At 54.8% G+C, this 24,883-nt stretch carries 20 protein-coding genes; 6 read left to right on the top strand and 14 right to left on the bottom strand.

Annotation, left to right across the window (positions count from 1 at the left end; all coding sequences use genetic code 11):
* Positions 1-86: 86 nt before the first annotated feature.
* The 11 genes from KI367_RS19370 to KI367_RS19320 form a co-directional block, all read right to left on the bottom strand.
* Positions 87-1,334: an ABC transporter permease gene (locus tag KI367_RS19370; protein WP_212951732.1), complete on the bottom strand. Its 1,248-nt coding sequence runs from the start codon at positions 1,332-1,334 to the stop codon at positions 87-89.
* The gene (locus tag KI367_RS19365) at positions 1,331-2,050 is read right to left on the bottom strand and encodes an ABC transporter ATP-binding protein (RefSeq protein WP_212951731.1); all 720 of its coding nucleotides are present in this window, start codon (positions 2,048-2,050) and stop codon (positions 1,331-1,333) included. Before KI367_RS19365 ends, KI367_RS19370 begins: the two co-directional genes overlap by 4 nt.
* A gap of 43 nt (positions 2,051-2,093) precedes the next feature.
* Positions 2,094-3,728: an efflux RND transporter periplasmic adaptor subunit gene (locus KI367_RS19360; protein WP_081992042.1), complete on the bottom strand. Its 1,635-nt coding sequence runs from the start codon at positions 3,726-3,728 to the stop codon at positions 2,094-2,096.
* 24 nt (positions 3,729-3,752) lie between these two features.
* Entirely contained in the window at positions 3,753-4,901 is a 1,149-nt protein-coding gene (locus KI367_RS19355) for a TolC family protein (protein ID WP_212951729.1), read from the bottom strand.
* A gap of 315 nt (positions 4,902-5,216) precedes the next feature.
* The gene (locus tag KI367_RS19350) at positions 5,217-6,047 is read right to left on the bottom strand and encodes an energy-coupling factor transporter transmembrane component T family protein (RefSeq protein WP_036706764.1); all 831 of its coding nucleotides are present in this window, start codon (positions 6,045-6,047) and stop codon (positions 5,217-5,219) included.
* Complete coding sequence (locus KI367_RS19345) at positions 6,040-7,746, bottom strand: ABC transporter ATP-binding protein (protein ID WP_212951727.1); 1,707 nt, start codon at positions 7,744-7,746, stop codon at positions 6,040-6,042. The genes KI367_RS19350 and KI367_RS19345 overlap by 8 nt, the downstream gene beginning before the upstream one ends.
* Before the next feature lie 42 nt (positions 7,747-7,788).
* Entirely contained in the window at positions 7,789-8,349 is a 561-nt protein-coding gene (locus tag KI367_RS19340; RefSeq protein WP_373316245.1) for an ECF-type riboflavin transporter substrate-binding protein, read from the bottom strand.
* Positions 8,350-8,629: 280 nt separating this feature from the next.
* Positions 8,630-9,682 (bottom strand): hypothetical protein, encoded by a 1,053-nt coding sequence (locus KI367_RS19335; RefSeq protein WP_212951726.1) that lies wholly within the window; start codon positions 9,680-9,682, stop codon positions 8,630-8,632.
* Positions 9,683-9,901: 219 nt separating this feature from the next.
* Complete coding sequence (locus KI367_RS19330) at positions 9,902-10,381, bottom strand: EVE domain-containing protein (protein ID WP_036706869.1); 480 nt, start codon at positions 10,379-10,381, stop codon at positions 9,902-9,904.
* A gap of 136 nt (positions 10,382-10,517) precedes the next feature.
* Entirely contained in the window at positions 10,518-11,594 is a 1,077-nt protein-coding gene (locus KI367_RS19325) for a GerAB/ArcD/ProY family transporter (RefSeq protein ID WP_212951724.1), read from the bottom strand.
* A complete protein-coding gene (locus KI367_RS19320; RefSeq protein ID WP_212951722.1) occupies positions 11,537-13,033 on the bottom strand; it encodes a spore germination protein in 1,497 nt (498 codons plus the stop codon). The genes KI367_RS19325 and KI367_RS19320 overlap by 58 nt, the downstream gene beginning before the upstream one ends.
* Positions 13,034-13,365: 332 nt before the next feature.
* On the opposite strand from KI367_RS19320, the gene KI367_RS19315 reads away from it, so the two are divergent.
* The 4 genes from KI367_RS19315 to KI367_RS19300 all read left to right on the top strand — a co-directional run bounded on the left by KI367_RS19315 (position 13,366) and on the right by KI367_RS19300 (position 18,332).
* Complete coding sequence (locus KI367_RS19315; protein ID WP_212951721.1) at positions 13,366-14,286, top strand: ArsR/SmtB family transcription factor; 921 nt, start codon at positions 13,366-13,368, stop codon at positions 14,284-14,286.
* Between the two features lie 135 nt (positions 14,287-14,421).
* Positions 14,422-16,158, top strand: coding sequence for a DEAD/DEAH box helicase (locus KI367_RS19310; protein ID WP_036706761.1), 1,737 nt, complete (start codon positions 14,422-14,424; stop codon positions 16,156-16,158).
* Between the two features lies 1 nt (position 16,159).
* Positions 16,160-17,089 carry a YqhG family protein gene (locus KI367_RS19305; RefSeq protein WP_212951719.1) on the top strand — a complete coding sequence of 310 codons (930 nt, stop codon included), beginning with the start codon at positions 16,160-16,162 and terminating at the stop codon, positions 17,087-17,089.
* A gap of 253 nt (positions 17,090-17,342) precedes the next feature.
* The gene (locus KI367_RS19300) at positions 17,343-18,332 is read left to right on the top strand and encodes a hypothetical protein (protein WP_212951717.1); all 990 of its coding nucleotides are present in this window, start codon (positions 17,343-17,345) and stop codon (positions 18,330-18,332) included.
* A gap of 92 nt (positions 18,333-18,424) precedes the next feature.
* Here KI367_RS19300 and KI367_RS19295 read toward each other — a convergent pair whose 3' ends face one another.
* The gene (locus tag KI367_RS19295) at positions 18,425-18,604 is read right to left on the bottom strand and encodes a YqzE family protein (protein WP_036706753.1); all 180 of its coding nucleotides are present in this window, start codon (positions 18,602-18,604) and stop codon (positions 18,425-18,427) included.
* A 227-nt stretch (positions 18,605-18,831) separates the two neighbouring features.
* Here KI367_RS19295 and KI367_RS19290 point away from each other — a divergent pair, with 227 nt between their 5' ends.
* Positions 18,832-19,533, top strand: coding sequence for an N-acetylmuramoyl-L-alanine amidase (locus KI367_RS19290; RefSeq protein ID WP_052146774.1), 702 nt, complete (start codon positions 18,832-18,834; stop codon positions 19,531-19,533).
* Here the strand turns inward: KI367_RS19290 and KI367_RS19285 are convergent.
* Both KI367_RS19285 and KI367_RS19280 read right to left on the bottom strand, forming a co-directional pair.
* A complete protein-coding gene (locus tag KI367_RS19285) occupies positions 19,508-20,407 on the bottom strand; it encodes a divergent polysaccharide deacetylase family protein (RefSeq protein ID WP_246537114.1) in 900 nt (299 codons plus the stop codon). The two genes, KI367_RS19290 and KI367_RS19285, sit on opposite strands and share 26 nt — an antisense overlap.
* 152 nt (positions 20,408-20,559) lie before the next feature.
* Positions 20,560-22,629, bottom strand: coding sequence for a GxGYxYP domain-containing protein (locus KI367_RS19280; protein WP_212951715.1), 2,070 nt, complete (start codon positions 22,627-22,629; stop codon positions 20,560-20,562).
* 490 nt (positions 22,630-23,119) lie between these two features.
* On the opposite strand from KI367_RS19280, the gene KI367_RS19275 reads away from it, so the two are divergent.
* Positions 23,120-24,826: a peptide ABC transporter substrate-binding protein gene (locus tag KI367_RS19275; RefSeq protein ID WP_212951713.1), complete on the top strand. Its 1,707-nt coding sequence runs from the start codon at positions 23,120-23,122 to the stop codon at positions 24,824-24,826.
* Positions 24,827-24,883 lie beyond the last annotated feature (57 nt).

Raw genomic sequence — 24,883 nt, 5'->3', positions numbered from 1 at the left:
GGGAAGACTATCCACTTCCATTTTACCAAACGGAAAGGTGTTTTTCTGTCAAGAACGAGATTTTTCAATAAGAAATCCTAGTCATATCAAGGCTTAACACTAATTTTCAAGGTGCGAAAGTTGAGTTCGTAACTTAACGCATCAATCGGTTTCAAACGCGAAGCCTTGTAGGCCGGATAAACGCCGAACAGAATGCCGATCCCTACCGCGCTAAGGAAGGACAGCAGGATGGGCGGAAGCGAAATGACGATCGGCAAGGAGGCGAATTTTTCGAGCAGGACCGCCGCTCCGATGCCAAACAAAATCCCGGTTGCTCCACCCAGCATGCTGAGGATCACCGCTTCGGTCAGAAACTGCGTCATAATATGTCCGCGTCCGGCCCCAATCGCCTTGCGTATCCCGATTTCGCGCGTTCTTTCCGTCACGGATACGATCATGATGTTCATAATGCCGACGCCCCCGATGAACAGCGATATCGCGGCAACCCCCTGAAGCAGGTTGGTCATGATCCGGTTGACGCCCTGCGCCGACTCCAAATATTCCTTCTGTGTTTCGATCCTGAAATTTCGGGCGTCGCTTGGCTTCAAATTATGCTGAATCCGGAGCGACTCTCCGATATCCGCGCTCGCTTTGTCGATCAGTTCCGGGGTTGTCGCCGAGATGAACACCGAGTCGATCCTTTTTGCGCCGAAACGGTTTTTCATCGTGGTAATCGGAATGTATAATTGATCGTTTTGCGTAGTGAAACCTTCCATTTTTTCAAGCACGCCGATGACCGTATATGGAATCCGGTTGATCTGGATCGTCTGCCCGACGATATTCCCCTGATCCCCGGAAAACAGGCGATTCGCGGCTTCGCTTTCCAGAATGACCACATTCATGCCGTGCTCCATCTCATGTTGGGTAAAACTTCTGCCTTGCGCGAATTTAAATCTGAATACCTTGTCAAACCGGTTGAGGGTCCCCTCCACTTGAATATCGAAATTCCGGTGCCCCCTTGCCGCCTTTGCGCTGGCGGAGGCGCCTTTGGGGGCGACGCCGGCAACGGTACGCAGCTTCTCGATCCGTTGAACGTCCTCCAGCGTCATTGGGTTGGCTTCATACGAATTTGTTCCGTTTTCGCCAACGTCCGGAACATAAGAATAAACAATGATGAGATTGCTGCCCATGCTGTTGATTTCCTTTTCAACGCTGGCCGCCGAACCTTTGCCGATCGCTACGATCGCGATAACCGCCCCCACCCCGATGATGATCCCCAGCATGGTCAGCAGGGAACGAAGCTTATTGGCCGTCAGGCTCGCAATCGATACGCGTACGATTTCCGTTACATTCATCCGCCCGATTCCTCCGCCGCCAGTCTGCGGTTCATGATGTCCCTCGACCCGACGATCGCGCCGCCGCGGAAATCGACCAGCCGTTTGGCGTATTCGGCCGTTTCCATTTCATGCGTGACAAGCAATATGGTCGCTCCCCGGTCATTCAGCCTTTGGAAGATTCCCATAATCTCCGTGCTTGTCCGGCTGTCCAGGGCGCCCGTAGGCTCATCGGCCAGCAAAACGACCGGATGGTTCACGAGCGCCCGCGCGATGGACACCCGCTGCTGCTGTCCCCCCGACAGCTCGCTCGGCTTGTTTAGAAGCCGGTCCCCCAGCCCTACCTGAACCAAAGCTTCAATCGCTCTTTTACGCCGCTCCTTGGCGGGCACTCCCGCGTACATCATCGGCAGTTCCACGTTGGCGAGCGCCGTCGCCCGCGGAAGAAGATGAAACTTTTGAAATACGAACCCGATTTTTCGGTTTCGAATGATCGCCAGCTCATGTTCCTTCGCTTCCAGAATCGAATAGCCGTCGAGGTCGTATTTTCCGGAAGTGGGCCGGTCCAGGCATCCGATCATGTTCATCATCGTCGATTTTCCCGATCCGGAGGGACCCATGATCGCTACGAACTCCCCTTCGCCAATGGTCAGGTTTACGCCGCGGAGGGCTTCTATCTTCTGATCTCCCACATGATATACCTTTTTCATGTCTTCGATTTGGATTACCGTTTTCATATGTTCATGCTCCCCCTTATGCGTGTGTGACGCGTACGGCTGTTTAACCGCTCCAAGCGGCGTTCTCGGGGCTGTTGTCCGCCGGAGGTTCGGCCGGTATGACGACGGTGGCTCCTTTGTTCACGCCTGATATGATTTCTACCCGGTCGGGTGCGTAAATGCCGATTTCAACGGGCTGGAACACGTACGTTTCAGGGTGCGCCGGGTCGGGCGCCAAATACACGCCGTCTTGCCCGCCTTCCGACTGCAGCGCAGCCAAAGGGATATACAAAACGTTGTTATGAGTAGCCAAATGGATCGATATTTGCATATTCATCCCCGTCTTCAGCGTCCCTTCCGGATCCTGGATCGAAAGCTCCACGGTATACGTCGTTATTCCGGCATCGGTCACGGCTTGCGGCGAAACGAAGCTGATTTTGCCTTCGTATTGCTTGTCAGGGTACGAATCCGTCCGCATGGTCGCTTCAAGCCCCGTTTTCATTTTCGCAATGTCGGTTTCGTCCACTTTGGCCTGCACCTTCAGCTGATTGGAGTTCGCATTGTTCATGACGATAAAAGGAGCGGTCGGGGTTGTTCCGACATCCCCGTTCACCTTCAAAACCAATCCGTCCCACGGAGCGGTGATCTGCAGTTTGGACAGCTCGCTTTCTTTTTGTTTCAAATCCGCTTCGGCCTGCAATACGGCAGCTTCGGCCGACAACACCGCGGAAGGCTCCGGCGGCGCTTCGGCGGCTTTTAAGCCCGCCAAAGCGGATTGGTAGGAAAGTTTGGCCTCCTCCTCCGCCTGCTTGCCTTTGATCACCGTTTTTTCATATTGCAGCTCTGCGTTCTCATATTCTTTTTGCGCTTTATCTAACGCATCCTGCAAAGCCGTCTGCGCTTTGGCATATTGAAGTTTGGCGTTCTCATATTCGATGTTGGCTTTTTCCAGGTTTCTCTCGGCCTCCGTCGCTTCATTCAAGGAAACGGCGCCAAGGCCGAACAAATAGGACTGGTCGTCATACTCTTTTTGGCTTTTATCCAAATTGGCTTTTGCCGCCGCAACTTGCTGCTCCGCTTCCCTTAATGCAGCGTTTTCCCCCGGCTCAAGGACGGCCTGTTTTGCTTTTTCCAGATTTGCTTCGGCCGCCGCTTTCTGGTTTTCGGCTTCCTTTAAGGCAAATGGATCATTCGCCGAATCGAGTGCCATTTTCGCTTTTGCGACATTCTCTTTTTGCGCTTCGATTTCGTTCGGCTTGGCGCCTTTTTGCACCTCGGCCAACTTTGCTTTGACAATCGCCAAATTGGACTCGGCGCTTTTGATCTGCATTTTCGCTTCCGAATCGTCAAGCTGCGCCAGGACCTGTCCGGCTTTCACGCTGTCGCCGGGTTTGACGTTCACCTTGACCAGCTTGCTTGTCCCTGCGCTGGTAAAGTTCAGGTTCGCTTCTTTGGTCGCCTGAACGATCCCAGCCAGGCTAAGCGTATCCGTCACGTCTCCCTGCTCGACCTTCACGGTTTCATTCGGGAGCGCCGCGGCAGGTTTCGGGGTGGTTTCGAAATAGATCAAAATGCCGGCGCCGCATAATAAAACGACCGCGAACGCCATCCAAATCCAACGTTTTCTGCGCTTCCGCCTCAGAGAGGTTAATGTCTGATGATTTTCGATTTCAAGCACGCCGTTTTCCTCCACATTCATCATTTCGCATCCGCTTGGCCTTCTTTATAAAAGCCATGGTTTGTACAGCGCAAATTCCGCTTCCTTCTGCTGGATCGCAAGCTCCGTCGCCTTTCTTTCCCATTGCTTTACCTTGGTCTCGATCGTTTTGATTTCAATGCCGGGCACGAGCCCTCTTTTCCATTTATTTTCGGCCAGCGCCAGCTCGTTCCGGGCATTCTGAAGATTGCGCAGCAGTTCTTCGTATTGCGATTGGTACTGCTGAATGCTTAAATAAGCGTTTTTTAGCGTATCCGCCAATTGCTCCTTGGCTTGGGAAAGCTCCATCTTGGCCGTTTCGACGTCCAGCGTCTTCAGCCGATATTCGCTCACTGACGTCCCGTTGTAAAAAGACGCTTCCGCCATCGCTTGCTTCACCGCATTTTCCTGCTTGTACAACGCCGGGCTGCCGGAAGATGTCATGTCCTGAATATGTAACCCGATGTCAATCGCTTTGGGCTTGCTGTATATCGGTATGTCCACCAGTTCGTATGCCGTCCCCTGCTTTTTCCCCAACAGTTTGCTTAGGGCATCCTCGGCTTTTTGCGAAGCGGCTTTGCTTTCCGCGAGTTTTTTCTCGGCTTCCATTCTCGCCTGAACCGCCTTCGCTTTGTCGTTCTCCGATATTTTGCCGCGGGCCGCCTTGGCGAGCGCAATGTTCTCCTCCTGAAGCGCAACGTCCAACGCTTCTTTGTCCGTTGCCTCATGATCGGCAGCCATGATCGCCTCATGGTATGCTTTCATCGTTTGAAATTCCAGCTGATCCATGGCAAGGGGAACTTGCTTCTGTGCATCTTCGTACATGCTTGCGGCGGCCTCGTATCGTTTGTACGCCGCGCGCAGCGCTTCCGCGTCACTTGGCCCGTTGTCATCTTCTCCGTCATGGTTGTCCCGCCTGGTCACCTGCTTCAGCTCGTCCGCCGCGCTTTGGAGCATGATCGCGTTCCGTTCCACGTTTTGATTGGCCGCCTTGAGCAAATGGCTGCTTTCTCTCGCCCATTTAATGGCCTGCTCCAACGTCAGCTTGACTTGGTCGGCGCTTGATTCCACGATATAACCTTTGACCACCGTTTCCGCCCGGGCAGGCTGCAGCATCGCCAATGCAACGAAAGCCGCCGCGGCAGCGGCCAAAGCCAAACGTCCAGTCCCTTTCATCGTCGCCCTCCCGATCCTGATCTTTTTTATGCCGGCTTATGCCGAAACTTCCGGAACCCTTTTACATGGGACATATTCCCATAACACTGTACCATTGCGCATTTTTTCATTCCATCGTTCTCCCTTACATTCGCCTTACATTTTTGTCATCTACATCGAATGAACGAAAGAAAGTCCTGTCTTTCACGCGGAATTCCCCCGTAGATCAAGGAGCGGCAAGTAAAACTTTTTTGTCAAAACGCAAAAAAAGAACCCGGAGAGGATGACGATCTTCTCCGGGTTCCCTTCATGTTGTAGCCAAAGAGGGATGGGATGTTATGAAAAAGGATACCAAAATCCGCGCAGCACCTGAACTTTCAGCCAGATTCCGGCTGCGAGCAGCACGACCGCAAGCACGGCCATCGTCCAATCGAGCGGCTCCATGTCTTTGCCGCTGTACCAGGTACGGCGTTTTTGCGTCCCGAAACCGCGCAGTTCCATCGCGTTCGTGACGGAATCGATCCGGTGCAGCGCCGATTGAAGGACCGGCACGACGACCGCAGCCAAGTTGCGGATCCGCTGGGCGATGCTGCCGTCCTCTTTGGAGATGCCCATGCCGCGCGCCTGCATCGAATTCAGCGTGCTGCGGAATTCCTCCGTCAGATCCGGGATATACCGGAGGGCGATGCTGACCGCGTAGGCGATTTTGTACGGGACGCCGATCCGGTTCAGGCTTGCGGCAAACGCGCTCGGCTGCGTGGTGAAGATGCACAGGATCGTGATCGGCAGCAGCGTCAAATATTTGGCCGACAGCGTCAGCACGTAAAAAAGCGTTTCGCTGTTGATCGTGTTGTACCCGAGCGGAATGACCGGCGTATCTGTACCGGTAAGCCGCGTCGCGAACGTGGGCGTGATCAGCACGATAAAAATGCTGTTCAGCACGGTAAAAATGATCATCAGCCAAAACAAAAACGCCATCCGCCTAAACGGAATGCCCGCGGTGACAAGCAGGGCGATCCCGACGACCAGCATCGGCACGAAGACGCGCAAATCCAGAAACATGTAGGTCATGACCGTCCAGGCCATAAAAAGCACCAGCTTGACCGCGCCGTCCAGCCGGTGAAACAGCGAGTTCCCAGGGGCGTAGAGGCTTCCCGTTCTATTCATGGCCTTTCCCCTTTTTCTCTGCGTTAATGAACGCCTGCACGAAACGCTCAGGCGATGCCAGCCCGTTGGCTTTCGCAAACAGCGACAGCGACGTTTCCTTCAAATGGGCGGCCTCCGTCACCGCCGGATCGCTCAGCACCTGCGCCACCGCATCTTCGGCGATGACCCGCCCCCCGCTCAGCACGACTGCGCGCACGGCATATTCGAGCGCCAAATACATGTCGTGGGTGATCAGCAAAAAGCCGATGCCTTGTCCGGCCAACGAAGCGATAAAATCCATAAACTCTTTATAATGGCGGTAATCCTGTCCGGCCGTCGGCTCGTCCAAAAGGATCAGCTTCGGTTCGAGCACCAAAATGGACGCGATGCTCAGCCGCTTTTTCTGCCCGTAGCTGAGCGCGGAGACCGGCCAATTGCGGAACGGGAACAGCCCGCACACCTTCAGCGCGTCCTCCGCCCGCCGCTTGATCTCGGCCGCCGGCACGCCTCTCGCCTTGAGCCCAAGGCCCACCTCGTCGGCGATCATATGCTGCGTGATCATCCGGTTCGGATTTTGCATCACGTACCCGATCGCTTCGCCGCGGCGGCGGATCGACCAGGAGCCGATATCCTGCCCGTCATAACGCAGCTCGCCCGATTGCGGCTTCAAAATGCCGGTAATCAGCTGGGACAACGTCGACTTGCCCGCGCCGTTGTTGCCGAGCAGCGCCACGATTTCCCCGGCGCCGATCCGCAGGGACACGTCCTTGATGACCGGATGCTCCGCCTCGTAGCCGAAGTTCAGCCCTTTGACCTCCAGCAGCGGCGCGGCAGTCTTCCGGTCCGAAACGTCCCCGCAGGTTTCGCACCAATGGTCGAGTTTCTCCTTCAGGTCCGGGATGTCGAGCCGCTGCGGCAGCCGCAAGCCGCTCACGCCTTCCAGCGGTACGCCCGCATACCGAAGCGCGTCGACGTACAGCGGCGGCCGCAAGCCGAATCCGTGGAGCACGCCCGAAGACAAGATTTCGTCCGGGGTTCCTATGGCCGCGATTCGCCCTTCATTCATAAGCACGATCCGGTCCACCGGCTGCTGCAGCACGTCTTCCACGCGATGCTCGATGATGATGACCGTCTTTTGGCTTTGGCGATGGATGTCGTCGATCAGCTGCATCGCCTTCCGTCCGCTAGCCGGGTCCAAATTCGCCAGGGGCTCGTCGAACAGCAGCACCTCGGCGTCGGTGGACAACACCCCGGCCAAAGACACGCTCTGCTTTTGACCGCCCGACAGCTCGTACGGGCTGTGCTCGGCGTATTCCAGCATGTCGACCCTATTTAAAGATGCCGCCACTTCCCGTTTCATTTGCGGGCGCGGCATCGCTTTATTTTCCATAACGAAGGCGGTATCTTCGGCAACCGTCAGCCCGACGAACTGGGAATCCTGATCCTGCAGGATCGTTCCGACGGTGCGGCTGAGCTTAAATATGCTCGATTCCGACGGGTTCTGGCCGGCAATTTTCAGGCTGCCGCTGGTCTCCCCTCCGTACGTAAAAGGAATAAGCCCATTGATGCAATGGGCCAATGTTGATTTGCCGGAGCCGCTGGGACCCGCGATCCAGATTTTCTCGCCGGGATAAATGTCCAGCGTAATCTCTTTCAGCGTAGGCTCCGACTGGTTTTTATACTTGAATCCGTATTGTTGAAACGAGATGATTGGCTGCATAACCTTCAAAAACTCCTATTCCTTCGGGCGCTTCCCGCGCGCCTACTCGTTCACGCTCAAATGGCTCGTCTTGGCGTTTCTTTTCGCAAAGCCGATGACGGCCGGAACGCCAAGCACCAAAAAGACGACGATGTTCGAAATCGAGGCCGCGGCCACCTGCACGACCAGCTTGTCGGAAGGTTCGCCCATAAACGCGATGTCGAACCAGCCGGAGAAAAGCAGCGACAAGACGATGCCGACGATGCCGTACACGATAAACAGTCCGATATGCTTTCCTTTAAAACTTCCGTTTTGCGGATCGAATCCTTTGGACAAATAGATGAGTCCCATAAACGCGGCCGTAATGCCCGAACCGAGTGCCCAGCCCCACCATACCGTACCGCTGGTCAGCAGGTCGTTCAGCACGTGGCCGATCAGCCCTGCGACGAATCCGACGACCGGCCCGAACAACGCGCCGAAAATCGCCAGCAGCGCGATGGCCGGACGCAGCGACGTATCGGGACCGACGGGAATGCCGATGAAGCTGGTGGCTCCGTACAGGGCGGCGCCGATGCCGATGGTCACCACGGTTCTTGTGCTTAATTGAAAAATGGATTTCTTCAAAGCAATATCACCTTTCCGAAAGCGAGATATTCCAACATCTTTCACGTCCAAATACGAACATTAATCGATGATTGTACTCTTAATATAAGGGCACATGGGCGGGAAGGCAAAACTTTTTTTGTAAAAAGGCATATAGATTTTTTTGCAGCTAAACGCGTAGTGACGCAAAATGGCTGTAAAAAACCAAAAAAGACCCATTTCTTTGATCGGAAATAAGGTCTTTTGAATATTGTTTGCTTTTCGGGGAGCGGCTCCGAGCATCCGTTTGGCTTCTATGGCGTTAGTAAGACATGTACCGCCCCGTCGTTAAATTCAAGTCCGCCAGTTCATTTCCCTTCTGCTTGAAAATATAGTCGTTTTCCCCCTCCGCTCCGGCCCAGGCCACGCACAATACGACCCCGCCTTCGCCCGATGCGGCGAACAGGACCGAGAACATTCCGGGTGTCATCTCCCCGCCGTCGTCCACGCGCCAGGTCGAAACCGGATCGTAGTCGGCCGTGAAATCCTTCGCCGCGATCCGCTCCCCCTCCCGCAGCACGAGAGACGCCGTGATCTTTTTTCCCCGCTTCCGGAATTGGACCACGTACAGCTCTTTGTCCGGCGCAATGTCGGCTATTTTCCAAATCTTCTCGATCTTTTGGGATTTGGCAGCCTCGATGTTCCGCTTTACTTCGTCACTTGCCCCTCCCCTTATTTCGGGCTTCACCTGCAGCAGGGAGGCGACGTTAAACCTGCCGCTGTTGGCCAAATAATAGGTTTCGTTCGGCTCGGCATTGCCGTCCACGACTTCGTACAGCAGGCCTTGGACGTTGCTGAAGTTGTTCGCGGACCGGGTTCCGTTATCCTGAGGGCCTTGAGGCTGTTTTTTGACGAATCGGATGTTGAGCGGCCGACCGTCTTTTCCAATGGCTGTATCGAGGTCGTCTGCCTCCATGTTTTCGAACGAAAGGATGTACTTTCCGGTGTTGTCCGCAAAACCGTAGGTGTTTGCAAGCCGGGCCGCATCCAACCGCGGCAGGCTGCCGGCCTGGGCTCCGGCTTGCTGCTGCGAAGCAGTTGTTTTCGTTCCTTCCGTGCCTGCCCCACGGGTTTTATCGGGTTCGGAGCCTTTAGCCTCGGAAGTCCCGTCTTTCTGCCCCGATGCTTGCTTCGCCGGTTCGTCTGCATCCTTACGATCCGTTCCGCTGCCGCCGGGATCCGCCGTTCCGCCGTCCTCTTGCATGACCGTTCCGGACGGCACCGGGTCGGCATGACGCTGCGCCTTGCCCATCTCCGTATTGGAGCATCCTCCGATCACCAATGCGGCCAGTACAATAAAAAGCGATCTTTTCATCTTCCTGCTCCCTTTTTATGGATTTATGATATAAACGCAGCGGCCTTGAAAAAAGTTCCAGCTCCTTATCGCCCTTTTCCGACCGGGTGAACACGCCATTTTCTAACAGGCAGCGTACCTAGACCAGCCTTGTGTAGAACACGGGTGAAATCGATCTCCATCAGGCCAAACGAAAAGGGCCTTATTTCCTGGGGAATAAGGCCCTTTTCACCCGCATTTTCATTCGGCGCGGCCGATCGCGCCGCAATCATCGTCGGCTTCGCGCAGCATCGCGTCGGCAATCGTCATAAAATCGTCCCGCGGGATCTCAAGATGGCCGTAACGGAACGAATAACCCCAATGCGCATTTCCGCGCGTAAAGCTGAGCGAATCGAGCAAGCCGGCGATCTTCACTTCGCGGCAAGGGGAATACCGGATATTTCTCCGGAAGGGCACAAACGATTCCGACATCGGGAATGCGTACACGTCATCGTCGGCAACCTCCCCTATGGCGGTAAACGCCTGCAGCGGACGACCTTTGCCCATTTCCGTCCGCGGCGAGTAATAGATCAGCCAATCGCCACGCCGCATCTTTCGCAGCGGCGCCGACTTGCCGTGGCAAAGCTGGGCGAATCCTCCCACTACCCCCCGTTTGACATGAGACGCCGATACCACGCCGATCCAAAAGCGGCTCTGTTCGTTGATTTGTGCGAGTTGCATATCCGTTTTTCCCTCCTTATGGATGAAGAAGGCTTGCTTTCCTCCGAAGCGGCCTTCCTGCTCTTCCGTTTCAATATACAAAAACGCTCCTGACACCCTTATGTCAGTAGCGTTTGAAAGTTTTTTCGGCTTAAGCCTACATGTTTTTTCCGCGGGTTTTCCGCCGGCCGAACAAGGAGCGGATCCCGTCGGCGGCCAAATAAAGCAGAGGAATCAACTCCGCGACGATCAGAAACGGGACAAAGCCGTGATCGACCAAATAATCCAGTTCCGGCACCGTCCGCACCATAACCAGGGAAAGGCCCACCATCGCAACGGTCATCGAAAGCGAAAACGGCTTATGGTCCTTCAGCCCGAAGGCATGCGTCAAGCCGATCACGGATATGAACAGCAGCAGGCTGATCTTAATGAATAAGCTGGAGAGCCAGATCGCGATAATGAGCGGGTCCAAGTTTTCAAAAAAACCTCCCGGAGGAATGTACCGGATCAGCTCCAGCTCCGGATAAGTCAAGTTTCCGGCCAGGGACGGCCCGAACAGCAAAATCGTTGAGATCAGGCCGACCAGAACGATGACGATCGAGGTGACGGCCGCCCAAAAGAGGGATTTCATCGTTTTAGCGGGTTTCGCGAAAAAAGGAAACAGGAACACGATAAACGCCATTTCCCCGTACTGCGCCGCCATCGAATAGCTCCCGTTCCAAATTCCCGCCAAATTGAAATGGTTCACGAGGGCAATGGCCATGTTGAAATTAAGCTCTCTGTAAACAAACGGCGGGACCATAAAAATCCAAACGACGCTGATGAAGAAAAAACCTTGCGCGGCCCGAAAGATGGTTCCGACTCCCGAACGGACGACATAAACGAAGGTGCACCCGAACAGCATCGCAATCGCCCAATCCGGCGTATCCTGCAAATAAATTTGTAAAATCAGATCCAATAGCTCCCGCAAAATAAGCGCAGCGACGAACAAGGCCGTAAACAGCATCATGAAGGTCAACGGATAATGCAGCCATTTGCCGATCAGTTCCCCGCCGTAGCTTGCAAACGTCCGATCCGGCCGCTTCAATGCCAAACGGTAGGCGCCGTACGTTATCACCAAGCCCAGGCCGGCGCCCACAAGCAGGGAAACCCAGGCCATGTATTGGGCGCTTTTGATCAGCAGGGGGATGATAAACCCCAGCGTCGTCGTATACAGGTATTGCGAATACAGCATTTAGATCTGGGATTGCGAGATAAATACGGCGTCCCGAACGAACGCAGATTGATCAGATGGATATAAATTAAGATCAAGCCGCAAGCCAGTCCGAACAGGCCGAACACCCCCGATAAAATCATGATGGGAAACCGGAGCAGCCGAAACGCCAATCCCAAATCGAAGTGGGGGCTAATAAAAGAGGCGATGCCGGTGAGAGAAACGATAATGACCATAAAGGCCGAGACGATTCCCGCCTGCACCGCGGCCGTCCCGATAATCAGCGCACCGATGATGGAAACCGATTGGCCGATCGCTTTCGGGATGCGGACGGTGGCTTCCCGCAGCGCCTCGAAGGCGATCTCCATGATAAAAGCTTCGACAAGCGCCGGAAAGGGAACGATCTCCCTGGAGGCCGCGATCGATATTAGCAGACTCGAAGGGATGATCTCCGGGTGAAACGACGTGACGGCGATATAGGTGGAAGGCAGCGTCAAGGAAGCAATCAGAAAGACGTACCGGATCCACCGGATCCATGTCGCGGCCACGTAATGCTGGAAATAATCCTCGGCCGCCTGCATCAGCATGAACAGGGTCACCGGCGCCATCAATACGATCGGCGTTCCGTCCACGAGAATGGCCACCCTTCCTTCGAGCAGGGAAGCCGTGGCCACATCGGGCCGTTCGGTGTATTGCATTTGGGGAAACGGAGAAAAAGGGCTGTCTTTGATGAACTCCTCCAAATAGCTGCTTCCGATGACGCCGTCGATCTCGATTCCCGACAATCGTTTTTTTACTTCTTCCAGCAGTTCCGGCTTGCAAATCCCCTGCATGTAAGCAATGACCACTTTGGTTTTGGTATGCGTGCCGATGTCCATCGACTCCAGTTTAAAGGACGGGGTTTTTAGGCGTTTCCGGAGCAGCCTGATATTGACGTCCAGGTCTTCGATAAAGGATTCGCGCGGCCCCCGGATGACGGATTCATTCGGCGCTTCCTCGATCGCCCTTTTTTCGATCGAACTGCATGGTATATCAAGCATTCGCGGGTCTCCGTCGACTATCAGCAGCGCGTGCCCGTCCAAAACGGCGGCAAGTCCCTGATCCATGTCGGTGACGACGCTCAGGCCCGTGACGGACAAACGCTTTTGCTCGAACAGCTGCTCGTTGAACCTCTGTGCGTCTTCGGCCTCCAGCGAAAGCAAATCCCGCAACAATTCGTCCTGGACCGTGTTTTTGGCGATCATGCCCCGGAAAAATACCAGGGCGCATCTCCGGTCCTTGCCCGTATGAAACGTGTGGATGATCAAGTCGGAGCAGTGGACCAGTTCGTGCCGCACCCACTCCAGCCGTTCATCGAAGGTTTCCGGACGTTTGCCGCTCCGGTCCGCGGGCGGCGTCTCCGGGGACTTTGGCGGCTTTTCTGCGTGTCTTCTTTTTTGCGACCAAAAACGTATCGACATAGCTGCTCCCGTCCTTGATGTAATGTGGGTCACCCAAACGCTTCAAATAGTTGGTTATTCAAAGCTTTGCTCCGCAAGGAAAATTTTATTCAACTAACGGGCGCCTTTGTGGCGGCATGCCCCGGCAGCCATCCGTCCATCCCCGTTAACCCTTTCGTTAACCATATGTTTCGCTGCCCTTTGCAGATTATCGCGAATCCCCCTCCTTCCTGCCGTTTATTCCGCTTGTTTGATTAACCTTTTAATTATATAATTCATTCCGTACGCATGTTTATTGCATGTTTATTACATGTTCGACCGCATGATGAATACGACAAAAGGTGGATGTTTTCATGGAATTCAACGTAAACCGCGACAGCCTTTCCTTATTTGCGGCCCTGGCCTCCGACACGAGAATCAAAATGGTGGAGATGCTGAGCCGGGAACCGCTCAACATCAAGGAAATGGCCCAAAAACTCGGCATCTCTTCGGCCATCGTCACCAAACATGTCCAACAGCTGAAGGAAGCCGGCATCATCGACACCGAAATTTCGTCCGGAAAGCGCGGCATGCAGAAAAAATGCTTTCTGGTCCTGGACCGGCTCACGCTCGTTTTCAAGCCGTCCGGCAGCACGGACGAAATCATCCATCCGGACCAAAACGGCTATTCGGTATCGATTCCGGTCGGCCATTACGTGTCCTATCAGGTCAAACCTACCTGCGGGCTGGCATCGGAAGCCAAGCTGATCGGCATGCGGGACGACCCCCGCTATTTTGCGGAACCGGAACATGTCCATGCCCAGCATCTCTGGTTCGCCAGCGGTTACGTCGAATACCAAATCCCTAATTACATGGTAGAAAGCAAACTTCTGACCGACATCCGCATCTCGCTCGAGATCTGTTCCGAAGCTCCGGGTTACGATGAAAACTGGCCGTCGGACATTCTGTTTTCGGTCGGCGGGGTTGAGGTTTGCAAATGGACGTCCCCGGGAGACTTCGGCAGCGTGCGCGGAAAGCTTACCCCGCTTTGGTGGGATCAGGGAAGCACCCAGCACGGGCTGCTCAAAACGCTGTGGATCAATGCCGACGGCACGTTCATGGACGGCGTCCGGCTGTCCAGGGTCACCATACAGGACATTCCCATCGCCCCCGCCAAACCGATCCGCTTCCGGATCAGTTCGCCCGAAGATGCCAAATATCCCGGCGGCGTCAGCCTGTTCGGCAGAAACTTTGGCAATTATGAACAAGACATCGAAGTGCAGATCCGTTATTAACCCTCCTCTACATCCCCCGGCCCCATCCTCCTTCGCTGCCGGTTATGAACTCTTTCGATTACGTGCATACTAAATGCTACGCATGGATTTTGGCTGAGTCCTCTAGCATACGAAAACATCGAAGGAGGTAGGGGCATGAACACTTCCAATACGAGCGAGAACCCGCATACCCTTCCGGTTCCCTTGCATATCGACCGCAGCTGGCTGGATCAGCTGAATAACCGCCTGGAAAAAGGAGGCCCTTGGGGAGACTGGGGGCTGGCGCAGCTGGCCATCCGGGGAGAGGAAGCGCGGCTGGTCACCAGTTTCGACGAACTGCAGTGCCTCAAGCATTTGCAGGGTCTTTCCCCGCTCCCGCATCAGCTTGACACCACGCGCAAGGTGCTGTTCGAAATGTCCGGCAGAGCCATTTTGGCCGATGAAGTGGGCCTTGGCAAAACGATCGAAGCCGGGATGATTTTGAAGGAGTACATGATTCGCGGCCTCGTATCGAAAGTGCTGATCCTCGTGCCTGCTTCCCTTGTGCTGCAGTGGGTGCGCGAGCTCAACAGCAAATTCGGCATTCCCGCCATCGCCCAAAAAAAAGCCTACACCTGGCATTCCGATATCGTCGTCGCGTCCATCGATACGGCCAAACGGGATCCGCATAAAGATTTTTTGCTCAGCCAGGAATACGACATGCTGATCATCGACGAAGCCCATAAACTGAAAAACAAAAAGACGACCAACTACCAGTTCATTCAAAAGCTGCGCAAAAAATATTGCCTGCTCCTCACGGCCACGCCGGTGCAAAACGACATGACGGAGCTGTTTAATTTGATCACGCTGCTGAAACCCGGGCAGCTGGGCCGCCAGGGCGATTTCGCCACCAATTTCGTCGTCGGCAAGCGGCAGCCGAAAAACCAGGAGCAGCTGAAGGACGAGCTCGCCAAAGTCATGATCCGAAACCGCCGGGGCGAAGGCCCCGTCCAGTTCACGAAACGGCACGTCACCAACGTCAGCCTGCAGCTGTCGCCTGAAGAACAGGCTTTGTACGACGGCGTGACGGCCTTCGTCAAAGACGAATACCGGGCGTCCGGAGGAAATCTGAGCAGCATGCTGTCGCTCGTGACCCTGCAGCGGGAGGTTTGCAGCAGCCGGGACGCGGTATTCCTGACGCTGGTGAATCTTTCGAAAAAAATCCCGGACGAATCGCCCCTCACCGCCAAGGTGTGGGAGCTGGTCAACGCCATTCGCGCGATCAAGGCCAATACCAAGGCCGAAAAAACGATCGAGCTGATCCGGCAAATGAACGAAAAGGTCATCGTGTTCACCGAATACCGGGCGACCCAGGAATATTTGCTCCAATATTTTCAAAAACACGGCCTGATTTGCGTCCCTTACCGGGGCGGCATGAACCGCGGCAAAAAAGACTGGATGATGGATCTCTTCCGCGGGCGCGCGCAGGTGATGATCGCGACGGAAGCCGGCGGCGAAGGCATCAACCTGCAGTTCTGCCACCATATGATCAACTTCGACCTTCCGTGGAACCCGATGCGCGTCGAGCAGCGGATCGGGCGGGTCCACCGCCTCGGACAGCAAAACGACGTCAAAATTTATAACCTGTCCACCTCCGGAACGATCGAGGAGCATATTCTGCATCTGCTCCACGAAAAGATCAACATGTTCGAGATGGTCATCGGCGGGCTCGACGTCATCCTCGAACGGTTCGAAAAACAGGAATCGCTGGAAAAAAGACTCGTCAAAATGTTCCTCGAATCCGACTCGAACGAGGAAATCCGGCAAAAAGTGAACTCGCTTGGCCAAACCCTGGACCAAATCAAGCAGCAGGTCGATTATGAATCGGAAACGATGAAGGAGGAGGAAGCCTGAGATGAGCATGTCTCCGCAGGAGGTCCGGGAACATATGATGACCTACCTGGAAAGCACGGAATGCCAGATCATCGAAAAATCGCCGTACCACGTGACGGTCAAGCTGTCTCCGCAGGCTGACCGGCAGCTGACGGGCAGGCCTTATTATTGGGGATTCGTCGACCGAACCGGCGCGGAACCGGAGACGTTATCCTTTACGTTCGTTTTCGACCCGGAACGCTACGACCAACACGAGCAGGAAAAAACCGCGGCCGCGCGGCAGCAGGACCATCTCCTGTCGCGTTATTACGGTACGGCGCCCCTCCTGCCGCAGCTCGGCCCCGGGCGCATCCAACGCGAGGACGTCACTTACGGCAGCGCAAGGCTGCAGCAGATTTGGAATGCCGCCCGCCAGGAAGGCTTCTGCCTGTATCTGTTCGAGCAGCCGCCTTCGCTGCAGCGCGAAACGCTGTTTTCGGCCCCTTACGAGCCGTGGCTGGGCGTCTGCTTCAAAGCGGAAATGGCGTGCGACATGAAAAAGGAAGAACTTCATTTCATCGGAATTTCCCTTGTCAGCGGGCAGATCGCTTCCCCGTTTCCCGATCGGCTGAAGGGACTGACCTTGAGTCCGCGCCTGCCCGAAAACGTTCATATTCAGCCGGCAACGCTTTCGCTTGACGCCGCTGCCGGACTGCTGGAGTCCTATTTGACCGGAAAGCTTGCCGAGATGGACTACGGCTGGGCCGAACAGGCCAAGGAACGCCTGAAGGAGGAACTCGCGGTCATCGACATCTATTACGAGGATCTTCTGAAGGAACCCGACGAGGAGAAGCTGGCCGCGATCCGTGAGCAATTCGCCAGCAGACGGAGCGAAACGACATGGCAATACGAGCCCAAAGTACATTTGTCCGCCATAACCTGCGGCCTGTTTCATCTCCGCTCAAAAGGGTAGATTTATTTAGACCTTCCTCGCTAAAAGCAGGCAAAAATAGAACCGGAGCGGCCTCCGTCCGCGTGACAGCATGCAACAGCCTTTTTACGGCTTGTCCTTTACAATAAGAAAAAAGTCTATCGGCATGCTTCAAAGAAAATAAATCGCCATTTAGCGAGCTTTATCCCGGGATGAACCGAATGTTCGTCCTGCCGTAAACTTTAAAAGCCTATGTATCTCGGGAAAAAGCGAAAAAAGGAAAGGGTGAACCCAAATGAACCCTGCGACTATGCTCTCTTTTGCCACAAAAACGGCGGCTGCGCTCCTTCTCGCCGGATGTCTCGTCCCGGCGGGGGCCGCGCTTGCATCCGGCAGCAGCGGCGCCTCTAGTTCCGACGCAGCGATCCATTCGAGCCTGCCGGCCTCAACTGCCGTTTACGGCCTGCGTCAAGCCGCCGTCCCGTCTTCGCTGCAAAGTTTTACGGAGACCATCGTGAGCGAGCTTTCGAAACAAGATTCGTTCCAGGACTGGAAGAACGCCGGCATTTCGTACGCTCCGCTCGGACCGGGCACGCACAGCTGGCTTGTGACCGTCAGCCGAGACGGCAAACCGGTCGGCTATTTGATTCTGACCTCAACCGATGACGGCAACTACATGCTGAGCGAATACGGACGCGAGGATGCGATGCCGTTCAACGCCCAGGCGCTGCGTGAGCAATTGAAAGAACGAGGCATCCTCCGGCCGGGTTCGAAGCTGGCCGCCGGAGCAAACGTCGAAGCGCGTTATTTCACCCTGCTGCCGGTGTGGGAAATTACGCAGCCCGGCAAATCAACGATTTATCTTCACGCGATTACCGGCGAAGAACTTCCGATGCCGACCGGCCGGGAAAAAGCGCCCCTTGGAGGCCTCGCTTCCCGAAAAGGGCTCCATCTGACGAGCACGATGCTGCCTAAGCAGCAGCGGACAAGCGATCCGTACGATAATCTGCTCTGGCTTCAATCGCCGAAGCTATCGCTGACGGGCAGCCAGGATTTGCTTCAAGCCATGCGGAACGGACGAAGCAGCCTCGTATTTACGTCCCCCGGGCGAAATGCGGACTTTGGAGCTCCTTTCGTCGTGAACGGACTGCATGCTTGGCAGGTTGCAGGCACCGGCAAAGAAACGTTATACGCGGCCACCGGCCCGAACGGCACCAGGTTTCTTCCTGCCTCCGAACTCATGGCGCGGGGCGAATTCCGATCATTGAACGTATCCTATTTATGAAGCGAAGCGCGAAGCAGCCGATCATGTTGAACATAACAAAGACGCCCAGCCATACACGGCAAGGCGTCTTTTTCAAGTTATTCCCGATTTTTTTATTTCCGGTCTTTTTTGTCGGACGGCCGCTTCATCAACATGATGCCGAGCGGGATCATCCCGAACCATTTTTCCGACCAAGGTTCTTTCGTTCTGCGCCGCCGTTCCTCTTTGGGAGTTTCCATAAACGTCACGACGCGTTCCGTGATGTATTTGACAAGCTCTTCTCCGCTAGCCACTTGTGCGCATCCCCTTTCGCAGCTGTGATAGGATTAGCTTTCGCAAAACCCCGCGTTTTTAAACAAAGCTTCCCCGGAATCAACCGCGGCAGTTTATCCCATGATTTGCAACGTCCATCCTACACATGCATTTTTTTCCGACAATTGCGCATTCTAAAGCTGTGCAGGAACGGACTGGACCAGACTTTGGTTCATCCGGATACGTTTCGAAAGGATGGCCTCAACGTATGAACAAAATTTTGAAGCCCGTTTTTCTCGTTTTTATGGCGTCTGTGCTCGCCTTTCCTCCGACTGTAAGGGCTCAGCATGCGCTAAGCCCGGAGGAAGTTAAGGATCACCCCGCGTTCATCCGCGACGTCATCATCATCGATGCGGGACATGGCGGCGTCGACGGAGGAACGTCATTCCAGAATATTTTGGAAAAAGACATCAACCTTGCCATCGCGCAAAAAGTGTTTATGCTCCTTCGCAGCATGGGCTACCATGCCGTGCTGAACCGGACAGGCGACTACGCGCTGAGCGAGGAAAACCATTGGCTCGGCACGAGGTCCAGGCATTTGCGGGATTTGGCGCAGCGAAAAGAGCTCAGCCGGCAAATCCCGACCCTGGTGGTCGTCAGTCTGCATGTCAATTGGGGACGAAACACCTCCAAACGCGGCGGACTCGTCCTTTTTCAAAACGAAGGCCGCAGCGTCCTGCTTGCTTCGGCCATTCAGCAGCAGCTGGATCAGCTATACGGCTTCAAAGGAAATATCGAGCATGGCCGTCCATTTTACCTGCTGAACCAAATTGCCGATCCGGCCGTCATTGTCGAAACCGGCTTTCTCAGCAATGCCGCAGACCGCGCCATGCTGACCGACCGCAGAGGCCAATTGCAAATCGCCAAAGCGATTGCGGACGGGATCAATTATTATTTGACGGTAATATAGGCGAAGGTTGCCAACCCCATATATCCCGCACCAAGTCGCTGATGCCGACGAAAGAGACATGCTCCTGCATTTTCGGGGCAACGTTTTTCAGCACTTCGGCCGTCTTTTTGCCTTGCGTTCCGACATGTCCGATCGTAATGCAGTTATCATGTTCGAGGGCATACGCTTCGACGGCTTTCATTTGTTTGGCAATATGGCTGACCGTGTGGGAGTCGTCGAGAAAAATATGGTTGGCGACCGGCGGCATGCCCATGTTTGCGGCCAGTTTGCCTACGACCGAGTGGTAGTTCGTTTTGCTGTCGACAAAAAACAGCCCCCGCTCGCGGCATACCTGCAGCACGATGGACATGATCCGCTCGTCGCCCGTAATTTTCGATCCCATATGGTTGTTCATCCCGATCGCATGGGGAACGTTATCGATTGCCTCTTCGACCTTTCTCCGCACCTCTTCATCGCTCATTTTGGACGTAATCGCTCCCGGTCCGAGCCATTTCGGGTTTCCATGCTTCGGTTCCATCGGCATATGGACAATGACGTCGTAACCTTTTTGATGAGCCAGCTCCGCATCGGTTTGCGTCGTCGGAAGGAACGGCATGATCGCGACGGTGAGCTTGATCGGCAAGGACAACATCTCTTGCGTCCCCCCCTGCCCGTTGCCGAAGTCATCGATGATTACCGCAACCTTTTTTTCTTTTTTCGCGGCCTTTTGCGCGGCTTCCCCGTGTTGTCCCTGTTCAAGGAACGTTTTCGAATCCGCATACGCACCGTACGACTGCTGCGCCGATGCGCCGAATGCGGGGACGGCGGCCAAAAGCAGGACCAGCCCGGCGGTTTTCATGCACATGCCCCAACGTGATGTCTTCGATGATTTCAAGAGCCCTCTTCCTCCTTTTCGCTTGCTGCAATACTTCTTCCCTCATTGTTTGAGAAAGCAGGTGGAAATATGTATTCGTCTCCAAAAAGGAAGAGATAAAAAAGCGACCAACGCGTATCATCGCGTCGATCGCTTCATCATGTTAGCCAAGGTTACGGTTTCGCCGGCAGTCCGTTCGCCTCCCGGATCAGGGTGAAGAACGGATCAGCGAGAACCGGCTGGAACTCCGGACCCAGCGAATCCGACAATTTTACCACATCGGTCGGCGTCATGCTCCAGGCCAGCAGTCCGAGCGATACGAACAGCGGCGATCGGCCGTCCCAGTCCGCTTTGGCTTCCGCCAGCACCTTTTGCCCGTCCTCTACCGTGCCGATGCCCCGGATCGTCGACACCGGCAGGTTCCCCTTTAGAATGTCCACGCCGAAACGATCTTCCCAACTCAGGAACAGTCCGTTCGGACGGTAATTGTCTGCATAGGCTTTCGCCACCGAATCGCTAAGCGGAACGTTTTGGTTCGCCACGCGGTTCAAGACATATGGAACGGTCATGCCGGTCTTTTTAAGATAGGAAGAAGTCTTCTTCAGGAAATCGGGCAGCGTCTTCTCCGGCCAGGCGTTCGGGTAGAAATAACCGCCGCCGGACGGGCCTGCGACCAATTGGTCGTTGGCGGTGGCGGTGCTCCGGTAATAGCTCAGCATCGCAGGCGCGCCGTCATAGAGCAGCGGGCTGGAGGTCCAATTGATCGGCACTTTGCCGCGGTTCGGGTCGTCCCACAAATGGCGCAAGCGATGCTGGTTGTACTGGAAGTTATCGCCTTCGCTGAAGGTATAAGTGACATATATTTTATTTTCAAGCTTCGGCGCCTTGACCTTTTCGTTCGGGAGCGGACCGAGACCTTTCGCCTGCGTGCCGGAGAATACCGTCAGGTTGCTGAACCAATCGGCAGCCAGCACGTATACGCTGTGATTCGACAAAAGCTCCACCCCGTTGAACTCGCCTTCGGTATCATTGCTGAACCAGCCGAGATAGGGCGTCCCTGCCGGAACGTCGGACAGGATTTTTTCGAACAACGCCTTTTGCTCCGGCGTATTGGTGCCCAGCCAGAACACCATCGCTTTGTTGGCGACCGCGTAATCGCGCAAATACCCGTAAGGCTCCTTCCGTTCCGAAGAAGGCGGCGCTTCGTTGCCGGCATATACCTTGAACTGGTTCCACATGTCCACCGAAGCCGTCAACGACTTGGTCCCTGCCGGCAATTTAAACGCGTAGACGAAGTACCGGCCGTTGTCCGCAAACCGGTGTCCGCCGCTGCCGCTCGAGAGCTGGGAGTTTTGGGCATCGTACAGGAAAGGGGTTTCGCCGTCGGTTCCAGGCACGAATCGGGCGATGGTCCGGCCGTCGGCCCGCACCGTTACTTCATGAACGGCGGAGCCCCATCCGTCCTGCTGGAAAGCATCCTCGAACCGAAGGTATACCGCATCCCTGCCCAAAAAAGAGGTCAGATCGAGATCATACGTGTTGCGGTTCTTGGCATCGCGTTCCTGGGTTTTCTCTTCCGCCACCACCTTAAACGACGGCGGCAGTCCCGGAGGCAGCTTCACCGGCGTATCCGGGCTGAGACCGATCAGCATCCGGTGCGTCGTCTGCTTCCATAAGTTCTCGTACTGCCAATTGTAGGCGTCCATCCGATCCTTGAATTTGCCTTGAAGATCATCGAGCACGTTCAGGCCGTATGGAGCGGACGTGAGCTTCGGCACAAGTTCCGGACTGGCCACAACGGCATCCTTCAATCCGGCCAGCGTCGTCGCCACGTTGATGCTGTCCGGCACCTTCGGATCGTATACGATAAGCCCCTTCGCTTCATGCTTGAATTCCGATACCACTTCCCAAGGGTCGTTATGCACCGTATAAGGCACCTGAAGATCGTTCAGCCAGGTCATTTTTCCTTCTTCCTCGTTTTCAAGCAAATAAATCCGCGGTTGATTCCGGTTGACGATGCCCTGCAGCGTCGCCAGCAAAATTTTGACATCCCCAGGCGCGTCGTAGACATCCGCCACATCCAGGTGTTTAACTTTGGCGAACGACGGGAGCGCTTGCGAATCGGGCCACTTGATCCCCTTGGAGGAGGATGACGGTCCGGCTGCCGGGTCGGCTGTTGCATGAAGGGACATGGACAGCACGCAAACCAATGCGAGACAAAGCGTGGTGAACTTTCGTAACATGAACAATGCACCTCAACTTTACGCTGAATTGGTCGGCAAATGAAAGAAACGACCTTGTTCTTCCGGCTGAACATTCAAGAATCCCGCACCCGCTGTCTCGCCTGAAACTGAACCGATATTTCTTTCACTGCAGATATATAATACATATTTAATATATTTAATATGCATATACAAGACATTCGACAAAAGTAGTGTAAAAATAGGGCTGTCGGCGCATCGTTAATCGGTTCAATCAGCCCGTCTCTTTCGATTGATATTCCGGCAGTACCCTAATCCGCATACGACTCTCTGGCCATGATGCCGGCCGGCTTATCGATCGATTGCGGCGGCATGACGCTTTTCACGAAATTTATTGCAATTGGGAATAAATGGAGACGAGTCGGCATGTTTATAAAATGATAGGGTACACGCCGATGGCCGGACCGATTCCGCTTGATATCGTCGTCCCCCGGCCAAGGCGGACCACTTCATATCAAGAGAGGGGTACGCTATGCGAACGAAACCAAAATCCATGCTGGCCGTGCTGTTATTAATGGCTGTAAGCGTTTTCATGAGTGCTTGCGGAAACGGCGGCCAGGACGCCAACTCTTCCGCGCCGCCGAAGACGACCAATGAAAAACCCGCCGATCCCGCGCCCGGGAACAAAACCGAAACGCCGAAGGAGCAGGTCTTCCGTTTCAATCTCCATTCGAATCCGCCAACGCTTGATCCCGGTCAGTCGCAAGACAACGTGTCGTTCGCCGTGCTTAACGGGCTGTATGAAGGGCTGACGCGGAGCAACCAAAACGGCGAAGTCCTTCCGGGTACCGCCGGGAAATGGGATGTTTCATCGGACGGAACCAAGTATACCTTCCATTTGCGGAAGGACGCGAAATGGTCGAACGGAGATCCCGTGACTGCGGCTGACTTCGAGTTTTCGTGGAAACGGGTGCTCGATCCGAAGACCGAACCTGCGCCGCCGTACGCCTATCAGCTGTACTACATCAAGGGAGCGGAAGCGTATAACACCGGAAAAAACGCCGATCCGAATTCGGTTGCCGTCAAAGCCGTCGATGCCCATACGCTTGAGGTCGAATTGGAGCACTCCACCCCGTATTTTTTAAGCCTTCTTTCATTCCAGACCTATTTCCCTGTTCATTCTTCGGCGAAAACCAATCCGAAATGGGCCTCCGACGCTAGCACCATCATATCGAACGGCCCGTTCAAAATCAGCGAATGGAAGCAGCAAAGCTCGCTTGTGCTGGTTAAAAACGACCAGTACTACGCCAAGGACGATATCAAATTCACGAAAGTGCAGATGACCATGGTCGACGATTCCGGTTCGGAGCTGAACATGTACGAGACCGACCAGCTCGATTTTGCCGGCATGCCGACCGGACGCATTCCGAACGAGCAGATTCCGGTCCTGAAACAGACAAAAGCGGACGAACTCGAGATTAAGGGCATCGCCTCCAGCTACTATTACTTGTTCAACAATAAACAGGTGCCGTTTAATAACGTCAATATTCGCAAAGCTCTTGCCATGGCGATCGATCGCCAGCAGATCGTCGACAAGGTGACCCTCGGCGGACAGCTGCCCGCATTTGGCATCGTTCCTCCGGGAATCGCGGGCGAAAACGGCGAATACCGCACGGAGCATAAGGACGATTATTTCAAGGAAAACGTAGAGGAAGCCAAAGCGCTGCTTCAGAAAGGGCTCAGCGAGTTGGGGCTGTCCGCCATGCCTGAATTCACGCTCGCCTACAATACCGACGAAAGCCACAAAAAGGTAGCCGAAGCCGTCGCCGACATGTGGAACAAAAATCTCGGCATCAAGGCGAAAATCGAAAACCAGGAATGGGGCGTCTTCCTGAAGAACCGCACCGCCCTTAATTATCAGATGGCCCGTGCCGGATGGATCACCGACTACAACGACCCGATGTCCTTCATCGATCTGTACATGACCGGAAGCGGCAACAACGATATCGGATACAGCAATCCGGAATACGACAAGCTCGTCCGCGAGGCGAAACAATCGCTGGATAACAAGGAGCGCATGGAGCTGATGGTGAAGGCCGAGCGCATACTGATCGAGCAGGATCAGGCTATTCTTCCGATATATTACTATACCAACGTCGCCCTAAAAAAACCGAATCTCAAAAACGTGTATGTCGACTATCAAGGAAATATCGTCTACAACCGGGGTTACTTCGAATAACAGCGCTTGCGCCCTTGCCGGTATGAGGCCCTCCGGGATGCATTGGCCAAGTGCCGG

It is taken from the genome of Paenibacillus cookii, from assembly GCF_018333375.1.
GTDB classification, from domain to species: Bacteria; Bacillota; Bacilli; order Paenibacillales; family Paenibacillaceae; genus Paenibacillus_AQ; species Paenibacillus_AQ cookii.
Note: the sequence above shows the minus strand (reverse complement) of the source record. Positions and strands in the feature narration are given on the sequence as shown.

Excerpts from the sequence above, each read along its gene's own strand:
- KI367_RS19370 (WP_212951732.1), bottom strand. The coding sequence starts at position 1,334 with ATGAATGTAACGGAAATCGTACGCGTATCGATTGCGAGCCTGACGGCC.
- KI367_RS19365 (WP_212951731.1), bottom strand. The coding sequence starts at position 2,050 with ATGAAAACGGTAATCCAAATCGAAGACATGAAAAAGGTATATCATGTG.
- KI367_RS19360 (WP_081992042.1), bottom strand. The coding sequence starts at position 3,728 with ATGAATGTGGAGGAAAACGGCGTGCTTGAAATCGAAAATCATCAGACA.
- KI367_RS19355 (WP_212951729.1), bottom strand. The coding sequence starts at position 4,901 with ATGAAAGGGACTGGACGTTTGGCTTTGGCCGCTGCCGCGGCGGCTTTC.
- KI367_RS19350 (WP_036706764.1), bottom strand. The coding sequence starts at position 6,047 with ATGAATAGAACGGGAAGCCTCTACGCCCCTGGGAACTCGCTGTTTCAC.
- KI367_RS19345 (WP_212951727.1), bottom strand. The coding sequence starts at position 7,746 with ATGCAGCCAATCATCTCGTTTCAACAATACGGATTCAAGTATAAAAAC.
- KI367_RS19335 (WP_212951726.1), bottom strand. The coding sequence starts at position 9,682 with ATGAAAAGATCGCTTTTTATTGTACTGGCCGCATTGGTGATCGGAGGA.
- KI367_RS19330 (WP_036706869.1), bottom strand. The coding sequence starts at position 10,381 with ATGCAACTCGCACAAATCAACGAACAGAGCCGCTTTTGGATCGGCGTG.
- KI367_RS19325 (WP_212951724.1), bottom strand. The coding sequence starts at position 11,594 with ATGCTGTATTCGCAATACCTGTATACGACGACGCTGGGGTTTATCATC.
- KI367_RS19320 (WP_212951722.1), bottom strand. The coding sequence starts at position 13,033 with ATGTCGATACGTTTTTGGTCGCAAAAAAGAAGACACGCAGAAAAGCCG.
- KI367_RS19315 (WP_212951721.1), top strand. The coding sequence starts at position 13,366 with ATGGAATTCAACGTAAACCGCGACAGCCTTTCCTTATTTGCGGCCCTG.
- KI367_RS19310 (WP_036706761.1), top strand. The coding sequence starts at position 14,422 with ATGAACACTTCCAATACGAGCGAGAACCCGCATACCCTTCCGGTTCCC.
- KI367_RS19305 (WP_212951719.1), top strand. The coding sequence starts at position 16,160 with ATGAGCATGTCTCCGCAGGAGGTCCGGGAACATATGATGACCTACCTG.
- KI367_RS19300 (WP_212951717.1), top strand. The coding sequence starts at position 17,343 with ATGAACCCTGCGACTATGCTCTCTTTTGCCACAAAAACGGCGGCTGCG.
- KI367_RS19290 (WP_052146774.1), top strand. The coding sequence starts at position 18,832 with ATGAACAAAATTTTGAAGCCCGTTTTTCTCGTTTTTATGGCGTCTGTG.
- KI367_RS19280 (WP_212951715.1), bottom strand. The coding sequence starts at position 22,629 with ATGTTACGAAAGTTCACCACGCTTTGTCTCGCATTGGTTTGCGTGCTG.
- KI367_RS19275 (WP_212951713.1), top strand. The coding sequence starts at position 23,120 with ATGCGAACGAAACCAAAATCCATGCTGGCCGTGCTGTTATTAATGGCT.